Source organism: Archangium violaceum Cb vi76, from assembly GCF_000733295.1.
Classification (GTDB): Bacteria; Myxococcota; Myxococcia; order Myxococcales; family Myxococcaceae; genus Archangium; species Archangium violaceum.
The window spans coordinates 1-16,003 of the sequence record NZ_JPMI01000031.1; the positions used below are offsets into that span (position 1 = coordinate 1).

At 69.1% G+C, this 16,003-nt stretch carries 15 protein-coding genes; 6 read left to right on the forward strand and 9 right to left on the reverse strand.

The genetic code is table 11. The features are described 5' to 3' along the window. Positions 1 to 57 precede the first annotated feature (57 nt). The 3 genes from thrS to Q664_RS05615 form a co-directional block, all read right to left on the reverse strand. Positions 58 to 1,254: a threonine--tRNA ligase gene (gene thrS / locus Q664_RS05605; RefSeq protein ID WP_052517706.1), complete on the reverse strand. Its 1,197-nt coding sequence runs from the start codon at positions 1,252 to 1,254 to the stop codon at positions 58 to 60. Between the two features lie 304 nt (positions 1,255 to 1,558). Next, positions 1,559 to 2,098 carry an ankyrin repeat domain-containing protein gene (locus tag Q664_RS05610; RefSeq protein ID WP_052517707.1) on the reverse strand — a complete coding sequence of 180 codons (540 nt, stop codon included), beginning with the start codon at positions 2,096 to 2,098 and terminating at the stop codon, positions 1,559 to 1,561. A gap of 38 nt (positions 2,099 to 2,136) precedes the next feature. After that, the gene (locus Q664_RS05615; protein WP_043390655.1) at positions 2,137 to 3,609 is read right to left on the reverse strand and encodes a catalase; all 1,473 of its coding nucleotides are present in this window, start codon (positions 3,607 to 3,609) and stop codon (positions 2,137 to 2,139) included. Between the two features lie 128 nt (positions 3,610 to 3,737). Between Q664_RS05615 and Q664_RS05620 the strand changes: the two genes are divergently transcribed. Continuing rightward, the gene (locus Q664_RS05620) at positions 3,738 to 4,664 is read left to right on the forward strand and encodes a LysR substrate-binding domain-containing protein (protein WP_152621932.1); all 927 of its coding nucleotides are present in this window, start codon (positions 3,738 to 3,740) and stop codon (positions 4,662 to 4,664) included. A gap of 210 nt (positions 4,665 to 4,874) precedes the next feature. Here the strand turns inward: Q664_RS05620 and gspC are convergent, their stop codons facing one another. The 3 genes from gspC to Q664_RS51605 all read right to left on the reverse strand — a co-directional run bounded on the left by gspC (position 4,875) and on the right by Q664_RS51605 (position 7,045). Continuing rightward, positions 4,875 to 5,765, reverse strand: coding sequence for a type II secretion system protein GspC (gene gspC / locus Q664_RS05625; RefSeq protein WP_043390658.1), 891 nt, complete (start codon positions 5,763 to 5,765; stop codon positions 4,875 to 4,877). A 248-nt stretch (positions 5,766 to 6,013) separates the two neighbouring features. Continuing rightward, positions 6,014 to 6,469 (reverse strand): hypothetical protein, encoded by a 456-nt coding sequence (locus Q664_RS51600; protein ID WP_052517708.1) that lies wholly within the window; start codon positions 6,467 to 6,469, stop codon positions 6,014 to 6,016. Positions 6,470 to 6,598: 129 nt separating this feature from the next. Next, positions 6,599 to 7,045: a hypothetical protein gene (locus Q664_RS51605; RefSeq protein ID WP_052517709.1), complete on the reverse strand. Its 447-nt coding sequence runs from the start codon at positions 7,043 to 7,045 to the stop codon at positions 6,599 to 6,601. Positions 7,046 to 7,409: 364 nt separating this feature from the next. Between Q664_RS51605 and Q664_RS05640 the strand changes: the two genes are divergently transcribed. From Q664_RS05640 to Q664_RS05655, 4 genes are read left to right on the forward strand one after another with little or no spacing between them, the layout of a single operon-like run. Next, positions 7,410 to 8,381, forward strand: coding sequence for an isopenicillin N synthase family oxygenase (locus tag Q664_RS05640; protein ID WP_043390660.1), 972 nt, complete (start codon positions 7,410 to 7,412; stop codon positions 8,379 to 8,381). Continuing rightward, positions 8,374 to 9,081, forward strand: coding sequence for a PIG-L deacetylase family protein (locus Q664_RS05645; protein WP_043390662.1), 708 nt, complete (start codon positions 8,374 to 8,376; stop codon positions 9,079 to 9,081). Before Q664_RS05640 ends, Q664_RS05645 begins: the two co-directional genes overlap by 8 nt. Next, positions 9,078 to 10,946 (forward strand): glycosyltransferase family protein, encoded by a 1,869-nt coding sequence (locus Q664_RS05650; protein WP_043390664.1) that lies wholly within the window; start codon positions 9,078 to 9,080, stop codon positions 10,944 to 10,946. Before Q664_RS05645 ends, Q664_RS05650 begins: the two co-directional genes overlap by 4 nt. Position 10,947: 1 nt before the next feature. Further along, positions 10,948 to 12,045 carry a class I SAM-dependent methyltransferase gene (locus tag Q664_RS05655; RefSeq protein ID WP_043390666.1) on the forward strand — a complete coding sequence of 366 codons (1,098 nt, stop codon included), beginning with the start codon at positions 10,948 to 10,950 and terminating at the stop codon, positions 12,043 to 12,045. 21 nt (positions 12,046 to 12,066) lie between these two features. Here the strand turns inward: Q664_RS05655 and Q664_RS51610 are convergent, their stop codons facing one another. Next, complete coding sequence (locus Q664_RS51610) at positions 12,067 to 12,942, reverse strand: LysR family transcriptional regulator (protein WP_052517710.1); 876 nt, start codon at positions 12,940 to 12,942, stop codon at positions 12,067 to 12,069. A 94-nt stretch (positions 12,943 to 13,036) separates the two neighbouring features. Here Q664_RS51610 and Q664_RS05665 point away from each other — a divergent pair, with 94 nt between their 5' ends. Beyond that, complete coding sequence (locus Q664_RS05665) at positions 13,037 to 13,873, forward strand: MBL fold metallo-hydrolase (protein WP_052517711.1); 837 nt, start codon at positions 13,037 to 13,039, stop codon at positions 13,871 to 13,873. Between the two features lie 17 nt (positions 13,874 to 13,890). Here the strand turns inward: Q664_RS05665 and Q664_RS05670 are convergent, their stop codons facing one another. Both Q664_RS05670 and Q664_RS05675 read right to left on the reverse strand, forming a co-directional pair. Beyond that, complete coding sequence (locus tag Q664_RS05670; RefSeq protein WP_043390668.1) at positions 13,891 to 14,361, reverse strand: OsmC family protein; 471 nt, start codon at positions 14,359 to 14,361, stop codon at positions 13,891 to 13,893. Positions 14,362 to 14,763: 402 nt separating this feature from the next. Beyond that, complete coding sequence (locus tag Q664_RS05675; protein WP_160174346.1) at positions 14,764 to 15,999, reverse strand: sulfotransferase family protein; 1,236 nt, start codon at positions 15,997 to 15,999, stop codon at positions 14,764 to 14,766. Positions 16,000 to 16,003 lie beyond the last annotated feature (4 nt).

The window sequence follows — 16,003 nt, forward strand, 5'->3', positions numbered from 1 at the left end:
GTAGACCCTCCACCCCGACCCTCCTCCCAGAGGGAGAGGGGGCCCACGGCGCTCACTTCACGCGGGCCGGCACTCGGCGACGAGCGCCGCCACCGCCTCGTTCCACGGCAGGTCGAGTTGCTTGCCGTTGCGCTGCCGCAGCCGGACCGAGTTCCACTCCATCTCCCGGTTGCCCACCACGGCGAGCCACGGCACTCCCGCCTGGTGCGCGTCGACGATCTTCTTGGACAGCGACTCGCCCCGGACATCCACGCTCGCGCGGCAGCCCACCTCCCGCAGCTTCGCGGCGAAGCGCTCGGCGTAACCGGCGGCCGCCTCGCTCACCGCCGCCACCACCACCTGCTCCGGCGCGAGCCACGCGGGCAGCGAGCCCTCGTGGTGCTCCAGCAGGATGCCGAGGAAGCGCTCCAGGCTCCCGAGCATCGCCCGGTGGAGCATCATCGGCCGGCGCTTCTGTCCCGAGGCGTCCACGTAGCTCAGGTCGAACCGCTCCGGCAGCACCAGGTCCAACTGGATGGTGCCGCACTGCCAGGCGCGGCCGAGCCGATCCTTCAGCACGAACTCCAGCTTGGGCCCGTAGAAGGCGCCCTGGCCGGGTTGCATGTGGCACTGGAGGCCTACCTGTTTCGCCGCGTCGAGCAGCAGCGACTCGGCCAGATCCCACACCTCGTCACTGCCCGCGCGCTGGGCGGGACGGCTGGAGAAGGCCACCTCCACGTGCTCGAAGCCGAAGTCCGCGTAGAAGGCCTGGAGCGAGCGGCAGAAGCGGAAGACCTCCTCCCGCATCTGCTCCTCGGAACAGAAGATGTGGCCATCGTCCTGGGTGAACTGGCGCAGGCGGAACAGGCCGTGGAGCGCTCCACCGGGCTCGTTGCGGTGCACCAGCCCGAACTCGCCCAGCCGCACGGGCAGGTCCCGGTAGCTGGGCGCCATGCGGTGCACCAGTTGGATGTGGCCGGGGCAGTTCACCGGCTTCACCGCGAGGTGCCGCTCGCCCTCGTCGGCGAGCTGGAACATGTTCTCGCGGAAGTTGTCCCAATGGCCGCTGCGCTCCCAGATGGGCTGGGCCAGGATTTGAGGGGTTCTCACCTCGCTGTAGCCCTCGCGTTGCATCTGCTGCCGGACGCGGCTCTCGATGAGCCGGTAGAGCAGGTAGCCGCGGGGGTGCCAGAAGACCATGCCGGGCGCCTCTTCCTGCAGGTGGAAGAGGTCCAGGCGCTGGCCGAGGGAACGATGGTCGTGTGCGTCGAGCATGGCGTACTCCGATTCGGGGAAAGAAGCCTTCCGGTCGGAGCACTGAGCGCTTGCACGGACGCCCCGGCCGGTGAAGGCGGGGCAGGGAACCGTGCGTTCGTCAGCTCACTTCACGCACGAGTCCACTCCCGCCGTTTGAGTGGCGGTGGTGGTCGTCGTGGTCGTGGCGCTGAAGAAGCTCACGCGACGCAAAGTGCGCGCGGCTTCATTTTTTGTCAAGCCGGGTCGCCGTGACTGTCCGGCCGCCGTGCACGGGGCGCGGCGGCCGGGAGGACGTGTTGTCAGGCACGGTGCCGCGCGTGCGTCACTCGCGGACCGCGAGCCACTCCGTGAGCAGTTCGGGCGTGCGGCGGGCCCCCATGGCGCGGGCGTAGTCGAGCGCCGTGCGGCCCTCGGCATCCTTGCGCTCCGGCGAGGCGCCGCGCGCGAGCAACAGCTCGAGCACGTCCGCCTGATCGAACATCGCCGCGAACATGAGAGGCGTCTTGCCGTCCGGTCCCGAGCCATCCACCCGGGCGCCGTAGTCCAGCAGCAGCCGGGCCATGGAGGTGCTCCCCTTGAAGGCGACCCCGGCCAGCGGTGTCTGGCCGCGGTCGTTGGTGCGCTCGGGGTCGGCCCCCCGCTCCAGGAGGGCCCGGGCGGCGCCTTCCTGGCCGAGGTAGCTCGCGAGCATCAGCAGGGTGTCCCCCTTCTCGTTGCCGAGGTTGACGGGCAGCCCCGCGTCGATGAGCCACGCCAGGTTGGCCGTCTCTCCCGCCCTCGCGTGCTGGAATGCCGTCCGCGCCAGGGCCATCACCTCGTCGTCCGTCACCGTCGTCTGCGAATCAGGAGTCTGGTTCTTCATGGGAGCGCCTCGAGAAGGGGGAAGGGGGAGAGGAGTGCTCAGCGCGAGCGGCGCTTGTCGTGGACGGCCTTGGCCACGCGCGCGCCGTACTCCTCGTCGGCGTTGCGGAAGTGGGCGATGGCGCGCGTGATGACGTCCTCGCGGCTCACCTGCGACAGGCTGCCCGCGATGTTCTCCACGAGGCGCTGGCGCTCCGGCTCGCTCATCACCCGGTAGAGGTTGCCGGCCTGGACGAAGTCGTTGTCCTCGGCGTGCCGCACCGGGACGTAGGTGCCCGTGAGGCCGGTGACGGAGACGCCGAGTCCGGTGGCGTCGCCCGACTGCGCGGGGCCGTTGTCGCTGTTCGGCTCGTAGTTCTTGTGGCGCCCGCCGTTGCCGTCGAAGGCCATGGCGCCGTCACGGCCGTAGTTGCGCGCGCCGCCCTGGACACCCCTGGGCGAGTTCACCGGCAGCCGGGTGTGGTTGATGCCGAGCCGGTAGCGCTGCGCATCGCCGTAGGCGAAGAGGCGCGCCTGGAGCATGCGGTCCGGTGAGGGGCCGATGCCGGGCACGAAGTTGCTCGGGTCGAGCGCGGCCTGCTCCACGTCCGCGAAGTAGTTGTCCGGGGCCCGGTCGAGCACCAGCTTGCCCACCTCGATGAGGGGGTAGTCCTTGTACGGCCACACCTTGGTGAGGTCGAACGGGTTGAAGCGGTACGTGGGCGCGTCCGCCTCGGGCATCACCTGCACCTTGAGCGTCCACGAGGGGAGCTCACCGCGCTCCAGCGCCGCGTAGAGGTCACGCTGGTGGTGCTGCGGATCCCTTCCGCCAATGGCCGCCGCCTCCTCGCTGGAGAGCGTGCGGATGCCCTGGTCGGTCTTGAAGTGGAACTTCACCCAGAAGCGCTCACCCTTCGCGTTCACCCACTGGAAGGTGTGCGAGCCAAAGCCATCCATGTGCCGCAGCGTGGCGGGGATGCCCCGGTCACCGAAGAGCCAGGTGAACTGGTGCGTGGCCTCGGGTGAGTGGGAGAAGAAATCCCACTGGTTGTCGGGCTCCTGGCAGTTGGTGAACGGGTCGTACTTCTGCGAGTGGATGAAGTCCGGGAACTTGATGCCATCGCGCAGGAAGAAGACGGGGGTGTTGTTGCCCACCACGTCCCAGTTGCCGTCCTCGGTGTAGAAGCGGACCGCGAAGCCACGCGGGTCACGCGCGGTGTCGGGAGCGCCCTTGGAGCCGGCCACGGTGGAGAAGCGCAGGAAGACCTCGGTGCGCTTGCCCTTCGTGTCGAAGAGCTTCATGAGCGTGTAGTTGGAGATGTTCGGGTGGGTGACCTCGAAGTAGCCGTAGGCGCCCGAACCCACCGCGTGCACCACTCGCTCCGGGATGCGCTCACGGTTGAAGCGGGCGAGCTTCTCCAGCAGGTGGTGGTCCTGCAGCAGCACCGGGCCCGCGGCGCCGGCGGTCTGGGAGTGCTGGTTGTCGGCGACCGGAGCTCCGGCCTCGGTGGTCAAGCGGGGACGATGGGACACGCGATTTCTCCTGCGAGTGGCGTCAGTGCGTTTGTGACGTGACGGAAAGTAGAGAGTTCGCGCTGAGTTGCCCAAGACATCGTTCCGATGGGATTGATAGGGTGGGGCTATCAGTTGTTCCAGCGCCCATGCCTTCCCTGAACGACATCTCCCTGAGGCAGTTGGAGTATCTCGTCGCCGTCGCGGACCTGCTCGGCTTCCGGAGAGCGGCCGAGCGGTGCCACGTCTCCCAGCCGGCCTTGAGCGCGCAGATTCAACAGCTCGAGGACGTGTTGGGGGCGAAGCTCTTCGAGCGGGACAAGCGCCGGGTGTTGCTGACGCCCGCCGGAGCGGAACTGGTGGCGCGGGCGCGAAAAGTGCTCACCGAGGCCGGGGACATTCTGTCCGCCGCGTCGCGGTTGTCGGATCCGTTCGCGGGGCCGCTGAACCTGGGGGTCATCCCCACCATCGCGCCCTACGTGCTGCCCGAGGTCATCCCCGCCCTGGTGAAGCAGTACCCCCGGCTCCAGATCCGCCTGCGCGAGGACAAGACGGAGGTGCTCGTGCGCGACCTGGAGGAGGGACGGCTGGACGCGGCCCTGCTGGCGCTCGTGCCCGAGGTGGGGGACGTGGAGCACGCCATCATCTCGGAGGATGCTTTCGTCGTGGCGGCCCCCCCGGGACACCCGCTGGAGAAGAAGAAGCAGGTGCAGTTCCGGGACCTGGACGAGGAGAACGTGCTGCTGCTGGAGGACGGCCACTGCTTCCGGGGACAGGCGCTCGCGCTGTGTACGCGCATCGGAGCGCGCGAGGTGGACTTCCGGGCGACGAGCCTCACCACCCTGGCGCAGATGGTGATGTCGGGCGCGGGGGGCGTCACGCTGCTGCCCGCGCTCTCGGTGCCCATCGAGAACCGGCTGGGCCAGCTCGTGGTGCGGCCCTTCGCGGACCCGTCACCGAGCCGCACCATCGCCCTGGTGTGGCGCCCGGGTTTTCCCCGGGCCGATGCGCTCCGGGCACTCGCGGGCACGCTCCGCTCCGTGTGGCCCGGCAACAAGGCGGCCACGAAGCGCTGATACACCCTCCGAACACCTTCCAGTACACCCTCCGAACACCCTCCAGTACTCCCTCTCCCCCCGGGAGAGGGTTGGGGTGAGGGTGTCCGGACCCGTTCTCCAACCCATGGCCCACAGTGGAGACAGGGGGTTCAACCCGGGTTCACCCGATACCCTCACCCCGTCCCTCTCCCGAGGGGAGAGGGGAAATGGGCTCGAGGGGAAATGGGCTCAGCGCACCGAGTACGTCATGCGCATCGGCTGGCCGTTGCGCTCCACCTCGAGCTCGATGTGCGGAGACTCCCGCAGCTTCTGGAAGGCCTCGAGTCCCCGCTCCGCGCTGGTGATGGAGAGCCCGTTGATGCGCTGCAGGATGTCCCCGTTCTGGAGGCCAATCCGGCCGTAGAGCGAGCCTTGCCGGATGGAGAACAGCTTGAAGCCCTGCGGCTCCCCGTTGCGCATCGCGGGGATGACGCGCGCCTGCATGAGCAGCTCGCTGGGGTTGGCGAGCGCCACGTCCAGATCCTTGCGCGAGACCTCGTAGCTCTGCGGACCCACCTGGCGGACCTCGACGCCGGACTTCGGTTCCGTCGCGGCGGGCGCCGACGCGGCACGCGGCTCCACGGGCGGGGGAAGCGCGTCCGTCGCCGTGGCGCTGACGTACTCCAGCCGCCCCGAGTTCATCAGCAGCACCCGCGTGCGCTCGATGGCCACCACCTCGGCACCCAGGATGTCACCGCCCATCCACACCGAGCGCGTGCGGCGCGTGGTGCCCTCGTACACGGAAGCGAAGGTGTTGGAGGGATTCGCCCCCACCATCGTGCCCAGCAGCTTCAGGCCCAGCGTGTTGGGCATCGCCTCGTCGTTGTCGTCCTCCGGTGCGCGGATGACCTCCTCACGCAGCTTGTCCGGCAGGCCCAGGATGCGGGCGAGTGGTCCCAGCGAGAGCGGGGTCGGCAGCTCCTGCTTCGCGCGGACCTTCTTCGGCGGCTCCTCGAGGGAGGGGCGCGGCTGGAGCCAGGCGTCCACCACCGAGTTCACGCCATGCGCCGCCACCAGGCATGTGCATGCGGCGCAGAGCAGGGTGAGTGCGTGGAACGCGGGACGGACGAGCGTGGACATCGGTGGCCTCCAGAAGGGGAGCGTGGATGCACTCCCCCAAAGCAAGGCCGGGACCAACGGCTCCGTGACGTGCAACTCCAGAGGGCAGAGGGGGCTCTTCCCCGGGTGCCGCACACCCCGCGCGCGACAACCTGTCAGCGGTGGCTCGCGGGGGGGTGACAGCCCGTCCAGCCGCGCACCGGGAGAAAAGGAAAAGGGGCACACGCCCGAGAGCGTGTACCCCTTGGATGCAGCGGATGCGGGCCGAATCAGGCGGCGCGGAGCAGGCTGGCGGCCTTGAACGCCGCGAACTGCGCCAGGTTGTACTTGTCGCCCTGGGCGGCGGGGGTCTCGTTGCCCTTGCGCGAGCTCATCAGGCCCTTGACCAGGTCCAGCACGCCGCCGGTGCTGTTGGCCTGCGAGCCCAGGCCGATGGCGGCGCCGAGGCCCGTCTTGCTCAGCAGCGAGCCGGCCTTACCCAGCAGACCGCCACCGAGGTTGCCCACGAGGCCACCGATGATGCCCTTGAGGCCGCCACCGTTGAGGATGCCGTCGGCCATGCCGACGATCTTCCGGGCGCCCGCGATGAAGGGACCCACGCCCGGGATGAACGAGGCGATCTGCCCCAGGGGACCATTCAGGAGCTTGTTGGCGAAACCAACCGCCTTCTTGGCGAAGTCACCGATCTTGCTGAAAGCCTTGCCGATACCCTTGATGAAACCCATGGCGAAACCTCGTGTTTGGAAGAAGTGGGCGCTGCGTTGAAAGGATTATCGGAGGGGGGGGTTGGAAGTTGCGTGGGCGATTTTCGGGGCGATTTTTTCAAGCCCCCCACACCGGAAAGCTCAATGAAATCAGGGCTTTGACGGGGTGCGGCCCTTCTTGATCGCGTCCTCGAGGTCCGGATCAGCCTTGATTTTCACGGCCTCGCCGCCCTGGGCGGACAGATCCACGCCCTTCTTGCGCGCATCGTCGAAGCCGCTCGGGGACTGGCCGGCCTTGAAGGCCTCGACGCTGGCGCGCACGCTGGCCTCGATGGCCTCGGCGGTGGGCGGCTCGACGCCCATCTTCCGCAGGTTCTCGTCGCTGACGACGAGGAACGCGGGCTCCACGCCCGGGTTGTTCATGTAGTACCCGACGGTGTTGACGAACTCGTCGAGGTCCATCTCGAGCTCCGCGGCCATCTTGGCGATGTTCGGGTCCGCGAGGATCTTCGCGCGCAGCTCGGCGGAAATGGGCGGGGGGGCGTCGAGTTGCTCGATGTCGGTTCCAGCTCCAGCGGCTCCAGCTCCATTGCTCATATGAACCTCGTGGGTAGGGGTTATTGGACTTTCGGCGGGGCAGCTTACGAGGAAAGCCGGATTCCCGTCGAGGGCACCAGGGCTGTCTCCCTCCTTCAACAGCCTGCTACATCCCGCGGACGTTGAATCGCCCGGGGAGGCCCGGAAGCAGAGCCCGGGGTAGCCAGGGCAGGTGCGCCATACCGGCGGCCCTGGCTGGGAAGATGCGGAGCATACAAGACGGAGGTGATGTCTGGCTTTCGCCACACGGCCAGTCGGGGTGACAGGCATTGAGAGGGGGGCCGGGCGTGTCAGATGCGGGCTGTATCTTGTGTTCATCAAGCCTGGTCATGCCATGACACCACGACATCGCACGTCCATCTCCATGCAAAACATTTCTCGCTCCCCGGCGCCCCCGCTGCTTTCCGCGGCCGGGCGTGATGGGCTCATCCGCCGGGAGACTCCCCTTTTCGAGGACATCGAGCCCCTGGAACTGGAGGACTTCCTCACGGGCTCTCCCTCCCGGCGCAAGGGCTTCGCGGAGCGGCTCATCACGCACCTGAACGAGCGCGGGTTCTTCTACCTGGAGCGGCCCTCCTCGCTGCTGGAGCGGCACGGCCTGGCGGGGGACTTCGAGCGCTACGAGGCCATCTACCAACATGCCCTGCTGGCACATCCATACCTGAACGATTTGATGCGCGCGCCCACCGTCTTCCAGACGGGCTACAACTTCACGTGGTTCCCGGAGTCCACCGTGGTGCGGCAGGCCATCGAGGCCTTCATGGCCAAACCCGCCACGTGGAGGAGCTTCCGCAAGCAGTGCGTGCCCGCGCCGGTGCGCGAGCTGCTGGAGGCCTCGGAGGAAGTCTACCGGGCCTGCTACGCCGTCGCGCTCGTGCTGCTGGAGGCGATGGAGCTGGGCTACGGCCTGCGCGAGGGCGGGCTGCTGCGCCTGTTCCGCAAGCACACGGAGGGCGCCGTCCGCTTCGTGAAATACCACGCGCCCAACGCCACACGGCTGCGCCGGCAGCTCATCACGCATGCCTCCGAGCCCCACTCGGACAAGAGCTTCTTCACCTTCAACCTGGGCGAGTCCCGGCCAGGCCTGGTCTGGCTGGGCGGAGACAGGCCATGCCTGCTGCCCAACGGGCAGGGCCACTGGCTCATCACCTCGGGCCGCTACTCCGAGGGGCTGACGCGGCTGTTGAGCCGGCCCGTGAGCCCGTTCCCCCATACCGTGCACAACGATGGGGAGCGTGTCGTCATCCTTGGTTTCGTGACGCCGGAGGGGATGCTGCACGACCTTCCAGTCGAGGAGTGGCCCATGCCCCGGCTCGCATCCTCGTCCCATGGCTGAGCTCTTCTTCTCGCCACACCCGGATGACATCGCGCTGTCGGCCTTCGCGAGCATGCTCCGGGTGCCCCCGGGCGTGCCCCGGGCGGTGATCAGCGTGTTCACCCAGAGCTGTTGGGAGTTCGTCTTCCCGGTGGACCGGACACGGGCGCTCGCGGTGACGTCGCGGCGGCTGGAGGAGGACCTGCGCTTCGCCCGCGCCCGGGGGGCGAGCCTGGTGCACCTGGGCTTTCGCGACACGAGCCTCCGGATGTCTCCGGGCGTGGAGGATCGGCGTCCGTCTTCCTCGGATCCGCTCTTTCCCGCTGTCGAGGCCGCGCTGCGGGACGTGCTGGAGAACGAGGCGCCGGACGTGGTGTGCCACGTGCCGCTGGGCATCTCCGGGCATGTGGACCATCTCATGGTCCGGGACTCCATCCTGGCGCTCCGTGGGGGCGCGCGGGGCGTCGTGTTCTATGAGGACCTGCCGTACTGCGAGCAGCACACGGAAGAGGAGATAGCGGCCTTCGTGCGCGCGCTGGGGCTGGGGCTCGCTCCGCACCTGATGGAGCTGGGAGCGGAATGGCCCGCGAAGGTGGAGGCGATGCGCCTGTACGAGAGCCAGCTCGAGGCGAAGACGATTCCCACCATCGAACGCTACGCCCGCAGGCTCGGGGCGGGGCGGGGGATGGCCGAGCGGGTGTGGAAGGTGGATTCGAGATGAGGACGCGTGACCCGGAATGGGAAGGACCGCTGCTGGTGCATGTCTCCTACGAGGCGACGCGCACGCTGGGAGGCGTGGGCGTGGTCCTGTCTCAATTGCTTGCATCGCCCGCGTTCCGCGAGGGCTGCCGGCGCACGCTGCTGGTCAGTCCGCTGGTGCGGCCCTGCGGCCTGGGCAGCTACGCGCTGAGCGAGTCGCTCGAACGGGACCTGGAGGCCAGCGGGGAGGTGCTCTACAGCGGCCTGCGGCGGCACAACCCGCCGGAGCTGGCGCGGCGTCTGCGGCCCGTGGAGGAGCGGTACGACGTGTCGTTCGTCTATGGGAGGAGGGAGGCGCCGGGGGGCCCCGTGGAGGTGTTGTTGGTGGACCTGACGGACGTGTTGCGCGGCCATCGGGTGCGCCTGGGCACCATGCCGTCGTTCCTGCGGCGCATGCGCACGCGGCTGGGGATCGACATCCAGCTCGACTGCCGGGGGGCGCGCTCGCCGCCCTGGCGGCTGGCGTCCAGGGCCTTGCGGAGCCTCTTCGGTGAGCGGCTGGGCGGCTCCGAACTCGTGAATGGGCTCCACCGGAAAGCGGTGCACCATGGCTTGCGGCACGCCCCGCCGCTGGACCACGACGCGATGATGGGCCTGGTGATGGCCGAGCCCGTCTTCGACGCGGTGGAGGCGCTGAGACCGGAGGATGGTTCGGGCGCCGTCATCCTCGCGCAGGAGCACCTGTCGTTGCCCCTGGCGTACAAGGCCCGGCTGGACGGCGGCGGGTGGTGCCGGACGGTGTTCTACGCGGGCGAGGTGCGCACGCCGCGGGTGGTCGTCGAGTACGGCGCGCGGCCGGGGCAGGTGGCCTCGGACAACCGCTATTACCAGGTGCAGCGCATGGCGCTCGCACAGGGGCGGACGATGGACGAGGTGTTCCCGGTGGGCTCCTGGACCAGCTTCCAGGTCCTCCGGGGCGGCCACCAGTGTGATGCCGTGGGGGCCGTCAGCGAGTCCGTGGCGGACGAGCTGCGCTTCCTGGACCGGGGCTTCCGGGCGCGGCCTCTCACCGTCATTCCCCATGGCCACCGCGCCGTGGAGACGAGCTGGGAGGCGCGCGATGACAGCCGGGTGAAGGTGCTCCGGCACGTGAAGGAGCACTGGGGGATGGACTGCCAGCTCCTCCTCACGCGCATTTCACGCGACGAGGTGTGCAAGGGTTTGTCGCGGGACGTCACCGTCTGCGAATACCTGGCGGAGTTGCTGCCGAAGGAGCGGCTGCCGGCGGTGCTGCTCCTGGTGACGGAGTGGTGGGAGAAAGATCTCTCGCCGAACATCCGTGCGCTGATGGCGCGCGTGGAGGCGTTCAACGCGCGGCGGACGGGCATCCACATCGCGCTCATCAACCAGCCCACCTGGCCCGCCGGGCTGGACTTCACGCGCGATGACCTGCTCCGGGCGACGGACGTGTCGCTGGGGCAGTCGATGTATGAGTCCTTCGGCCTCGCGCAGCTCGAGGCGCTGAGCGGCGGGGCCATCTGCGTCATCTCGGGCGTGAGCGGGGCGCGCCCGACGGTGCGCGCGCTGTGCGAGCGGCTCGGGACTCCCGAGGCGGCGTATCCCAACCTCGTGGTGGCGGACTACGCCGCGGAGGAGACGCGGGTGCCGCCGCGCACCCTCGAGGAGTGGATGGCGCTGTCCGGAGAGGAGCTCCACGCGCTGGAGCGGCGGACGGCGGAGTCCGTGGCGCGGCGGGTAGTGGAGCGGCTTCCCCGTGACGAGCGGGCCGCTCGTGAGTTGTTGGAGACGGGCCGGCGGCTCGCCGGGCAGATGCAGTGGGACCCGCTCATCCGTGAGCAGTTGATTCCCTTCATCACTGGAACCTGACATGAATCCGAATGCACCGGTGGCCACGCTCATCGTGGCCGCTCATCCCGAGGACGTGGCGCGTCTTTTCAGCACGGTCTGCGCCGGGGCGGATGTGGCCGTCGTCGCGGAGGAGGACGGCCTGGGCCGCGAACTGGAGACGGTGGGTCTGGTACTCGGGGCGCGCAGCACGCGAGCGCTGGCGCCCGCTGGACTGGAATCCTGGTGCCGCGAGCATGCCACCCGAGGCGGCGTGCGGGTCTTCACCCACAGCCCCCAGGAGGATGCGCCACGCCACCGCGACGTCTGCCTCGCGGTGAGCCGCGTGTTCGATCGGCTCCAGGTTCCCGCGCTCGGAGCGAGGCCCACCGCGTACCAGGTGCTGGACGACGCGGCCTTCCAGCGCAAGCTGGAGCTGCTGAACGCGCTCTACCGCGAGCGGCCCGGTGGCACGGAGGCGTGCACGCACCCGGTGCGGGATGGGCTGGGAGTGGAGGCGTTCTGCGAGGTCCGTCACCCGGATGTGGTGCGGGCGTTGTCGCTGACGAAGCCGGAGATCTTCGCCGAGCTGGAGGACCCGTGGGGCTTCACCCACTCGACGTACGAGCGTGAGCGCTACGCCCTCACGGCCCGTGTCCTGGGCGCGCTCACCGGACAGGGGAGCCCGCCCCGGAGCGTGGTGGACGTCGGGGCCTGCGAGGGGTTGATGACGGAGCGGCTCCGGTCGCTGTTCCCGGAGGCGGTGGTGCACGCGGTGGAGTCGGACCCCCACTTCGCCGCGCGTCTGCGCGAGCGGTTGGGGGGCGACGAGCGGGTGCGCATCGTGGAGGCGTCCGCGCTGGACGTGCCGCTGGAGGCGGACCTCGTGCTGCTGGCGGAGGTGCTGTACTACCTGCCCGTGGAGGCGGGACGTGCGCTGCTGGCCCGCATTCGTGCCTCGCACCTGTTGACCTCCTACGGTGGGCGGTTCGGTGAGGAAGTGCACGCGGCGCTTCGGGAGCTCGGGTGGCGGCAGGTGGTGTGTGGCGCGTTACCCGCTCGCATCGAGCCCGTGGATGGCGTGGCGAGCCCGCTCCTGGTCCGGCGGGCCGGCACGGACGTGAGACTCTGGAGCCGGTGAAACCCAGGGGAGGACGTCTGTCTATGACGGGCTCGCGTCGCTCATGACGCTTCCGAGCCACCCCATCAATGCCCGCACCTTGGGCACGTGCTGCTTCGAGCGGTGGACGACCATCCAGATGTCGCGCGCGGGGAGCCGGTCGCTGCTCCGGGCTCCCACCCGCCGCGGAGCCACCTCCACGACGCCGTGGAGCCTCGCGGCGAGCCCCCGGGGCAGCAGCGCCACGCCGAGCCCCGCTTCGACCGCGAGCCCGAGGGACTCGAGATCCTCGACGAGCAGGCGTGGGGGGCGGGTGGCGAAGGACTGCTCGGCGTGGCGTTGTTCGGGGATGCCGCCGACCGAGCCCGCCAGCCCCATCCAGGGGGTCTCGGAGTGGAGCTCCAGTGAGGAGGCCGCGAAGAAGGCATAGGAGGCCGTGCCCACCTTCCTCGCGACGAGCTCGCCACGCTCGGGGCGTATCATCCGGAGCGCCACGTCGGCTTCTCCGGCGGCGAGGCTGTTGATCCGGTTGTCCGCCAGGATGCGCAGGCGCAGGTGGGGAAAGGCCCGGTAGAACTCGGGCAGGCGAGGGGTCAGCCTCCAGCGCACCATCTCGCCGATGGTGGTCAGCGTGAGCTCACCGCGAAGCTCCGGTGTGTCTTCCAGCGCGGACCGCGCCGCCAGCGCTGCTTCCACCATGGGTTGCACCGCCGCCAGCAACGAGGACCCGCGCTCCGTCAGCCGCGGCGGCGCTTCGCGCAGCAGCAACGGGGAACCGGCGCTCTCCTCCAGCCGCGCCAGGTGTCTGCTGACGGTCGACTGGCTCACGCCCAGGGCTTTCGCCGCGGCCGTCAGACTCCCGAGGCGCGCGACCGCCTCGAACGTGCGCAACAGCTCCCACTCCATCCGGACCCCCATGCGAAAATGGATGCCTGGCTTCCGAATCTAGCGATTTCCATCCATTCGTGCGGTCTCTAGTTTACGGGTCGATTCCGCCTCACTGGAGCGCTCCATGAAGATTCGCCACCTGCGCAATGCCACCACCCTGCTGATGCTGGGAGAGCACCGTCTGCTGATCGACCCGATGCTCGCCAGGCCGGGCTCGATTCCGGGCTTCAAGTTCTTCGGAGGAGGCCGCCGCCCCAACCCCCTGGTCCCCTTGCCGCCCGACACGTTCTCGTGGCTGGAGGAGGCGACGGGCGTGCTCGTCACCCACCCCCATCCGGATCATCTGGACACGGCGGGCATCCGATGGATCCGCGAGCACGGGTTGCCCGTGTGGACGAGCCGGTTGGATGCGCCGGGCCTCGGGAAGAGGGGACTCACCGTTCACGCGCTGGAGGACGGTGCGCTTGGGATGGGGGTGGAGCGCATCCCGGTCCGGCATGGGCGCGGGCTGCTCGCATGGCTGCTGGGCCGTGTCTCGAGCTACTTCCTGGCGCACCCGGACGAGCCGAGCGTGTACATCACGTCGGACGCGGTGCTCACGGAGGACCTCCTGGAGGCAGTGGAGCGCCTCCAGCCCGACGTCATCATCGCTCCGGCGGGCTCGGCGAACTTCGGAGTGGGCGGCGATATCCTCTTCTCCGTCGACGAGCTCGTGACACTCGTCAGGCGGGCACCCGGACGGGTGGTGCTGAATCACCTGGAGGCGCTCGACCACTGCCCGACCACGCGCGAAGGGCTGCGTGAACGGATGAAGGCCGAGGGACTGCTCGAGAAGGTGTTCATCCCCGCGGACGGAGAGGAGCTGCACTTCGCACGGCCGGAGAGGGCACGCGGGCCGGCGGCACCGGGGCCCGGTGCGACGCCGGAGCGCGAGCGCGCGAGTCTTGCCAGCGGTATGTGAGCACCCAAGGGTCTGCCCTACGTTCCCGCCGCCACCTGCTCGATGCGCGGCTCCATGCGCACGGTGGAGGTGAGGGACAGGCCAATGAAGCAGTACTTGTGGGCCTTCTCGAACATCTCGCGCACCTTGGCCGCGTCAGTCCCGGGGGCCACGCGGATGGTGGGCGCGAGGCGGATTTCGGTGACGCGGGTCACCTTGCCCTCGGTGCCGAGCACCACCTGCACGTCGTCCACGTAGCCGCGCACATCCAGGTGCACCTTCCTGGCGAGCGCCAGGAAGGTGAGCATATGGCAGGTCGCGAGCGAGGCGCCGAGCATGTCCTCGGGATTCCATCGCGTGTCGTCCCCTCCGTAGGGCCCCCCCGCGGCGCTCACCGCGATGTCCGGCTTGCCCGGTGCGGAGGCTACCGCGGCGCGGCTGTGCTCGCCCGCGGTGTAGTCGGTGGTGGTGCCTTCCCAGCGCAGCGAGAGGGGGTAGACGTTGGTCATGCCTCCTTCTACCAGCAGAAGCGGCCGTCCGAACACACTCCGCTGGACGGACAGCAGGAGCCGTTCGAGCAGTAGCCCTGGCAGATGCTCCCGCAGTCCACGTTGCAGGTGTAGCGGGTCTCGTTCGGATCACAGAAACCATCGCCGCACCACGTGCCGCCGCAGTCCTGCGCGCACACCTCATTGGTCTCGCAGATACCGTTGCCGCAGACGGTGGGCGGGTAGCGGTCCGCCTCGGTGGGCGCCGGGCACGCGGCGTTGCACTGGTAGTACAGGCCGTAGCAGATGGTGTTCTTCTGGCAGCTCGGGTGCCGCTGGAGATAGCAGGGGTTCGAAACAACCCGACCTTTGTCGAGTGAACGAGGCCTCCGCCCATGGGTCGCATTCTCCGGAATTTCCGGCTTATTTGAGGACGTTGAAGCGCTCGGTGTAGGCCCGGAAGCGCTCGGCCACCCGCTGGGCATCGAGTCCGTAGTGCTCCAGCGTGTACTGGTGCACGCCGTGCTTGTGGCGCGGGTTCTCCGCGAGCCACGACTGGACCACTCCGGCCGCCGCCTCCTCTCCGCCCAGCCCGGCCCAACGGTGGATGCGCTGCACCTGGCCCGCGGGGTCCGCCATCAGCTCGTCGTAGTGCACGTCGAGGAACTGCTCGGGAGAGGCCTTCGCGCGCACCGCCATGGCCCGGTCCATCGCCTGGCCCCACGTGTCGAGCCACTGCCGCCCCAGCGCCACCGGATCATGGCCACGCGCCGAGACGATGCGCGTGGCCTCGTACAGGCTGCACCCGGAGGCCACCACCTGGCGGGGGTCGCGGTGGGTCTGGATGATGCGCGCGTCGGGGAAGACGCTCAGCAGCGCATCCAGGCTGTAGAGGTGGATGGGGCTCTTGAGCACCAGGTGGTGGGCCCCTGACTTCCACGTGATGAGCTGGAGCACCTCGCGGTAGTAGCGGTATGCCGGCACCACGTCCGTGCTCATCAGCCAGTTCATGTAGCTCGGCAGGTGCGCGCGAGCCTCGGCGGCGAAGTCGATGAAGCTCAGCCCGAGCAGGAAGAGGCACTCCTCGGGCGCGGTGGCCACCAGGGGATGGATGGTCCTCATCGCGGGGACCGCCTTCTGCGCCTGTTCGGTGAAGCGGCGGGCCCGCTCGATGCGCGGATCCGAGGCCTCCGTCGCCGGATCGGGCGGCGGCGAGGGCCATAGCATCTCCCACAGCTTCGGCGCCCGGGCTCCGGGCATCCTCGCGAGCAGGTTGTAGAGCAGCGTCGTGCCCGTCCGCATGAAGCCGAGGATGAACACGGGCCGCTCGATGGGAACCTCGCGGATCTCCGGGTGGCGCGCCAGGTCCTCGGCGATCCGCAGCCGCTGCACCAGCAGCCGCAGCAGTCCACCCCGGATGGAGATCCGCCCCGCCAACGACAGGTTTCCCTCCTGCTCCAGGGCCTGGATGAGTCTGCGCAGGGGCTCGATGAAGCGCTCGTCTCCGAAGTCGTTCAGGCCCGTCTGCTTGCGCGCCTCCGCCATGAGCTGGTCCGCGTTCAGCTCGAAGAGCAACCCGCCCACGCCGCTGCCGAGCTGATTGAGGAGCCGGATGCCCAGCGGGAGCTGCATCGCCGTCGTGGCGTTCTTGCCTTCCATGGTG

Excerpts from the sequence above, each read along its gene's own strand:
- thrS (WP_052517706.1), bottom strand. The coding sequence starts at position 1,254 with ATGCTCGACGCACACGACCATCGTTCCCTCGGCCAGCGCCTGGACCTC.
- Q664_RS05610 (WP_052517707.1), bottom strand. The coding sequence starts at position 2,098 with ATGAAGAACCAGACTCCTGATTCGCAGACGACGGTGACGGACGACGAG.
- Q664_RS05620 (WP_152621932.1), top strand. The coding sequence starts at position 3,738 with ATGCCTTCCCTGAACGACATCTCCCTGAGGCAGTTGGAGTATCTCGTC.
- gspC (WP_043390658.1), bottom strand. The coding sequence starts at position 5,765 with ATGTCCACGCTCGTCCGTCCCGCGTTCCACGCACTCACCCTGCTCTGC.
- Q664_RS51600 (WP_052517708.1), bottom strand. The coding sequence starts at position 6,469 with ATGGGTTTCATCAAGGGTATCGGCAAGGCTTTCAGCAAGATCGGTGAC.
- Q664_RS51605 (WP_052517709.1), bottom strand. The coding sequence starts at position 7,045 with ATGAGCAATGGAGCTGGAGCCGCTGGAGCTGGAACCGACATCGAGCAA.
- Q664_RS05640 (WP_043390660.1), top strand. The coding sequence starts at position 7,410 with ATGCAAAACATTTCTCGCTCCCCGGCGCCCCCGCTGCTTTCCGCGGCC.
- Q664_RS05645 (WP_043390662.1), top strand. The coding sequence starts at position 8,374 with ATGGCTGAGCTCTTCTTCTCGCCACACCCGGATGACATCGCGCTGTCG.
- Q664_RS05650 (WP_043390664.1), top strand. The coding sequence starts at position 9,078 with ATGAGGACGCGTGACCCGGAATGGGAAGGACCGCTGCTGGTGCATGTC.
- Q664_RS05655 (WP_043390666.1), top strand. The coding sequence starts at position 10,948 with ATGAATCCGAATGCACCGGTGGCCACGCTCATCGTGGCCGCTCATCCC.
- Q664_RS51610 (WP_052517710.1), bottom strand. The coding sequence starts at position 12,942 with ATGGGGGTCCGGATGGAGTGGGAGCTGTTGCGCACGTTCGAGGCGGTC.
- Q664_RS05665 (WP_052517711.1), top strand. The coding sequence starts at position 13,037 with ATGAAGATTCGCCACCTGCGCAATGCCACCACCCTGCTGATGCTGGGA.
- Q664_RS05670 (WP_043390668.1), bottom strand. The coding sequence starts at position 14,361 with ATGACCAACGTCTACCCCCTCTCGCTGCGCTGGGAAGGCACCACCACC.
- Q664_RS05675 (WP_160174346.1), bottom strand. The coding sequence starts at position 15,999 with ATGGAAGGCAAGAACGCCACGACGGCGATGCAGCTCCCGCTGGGCATC.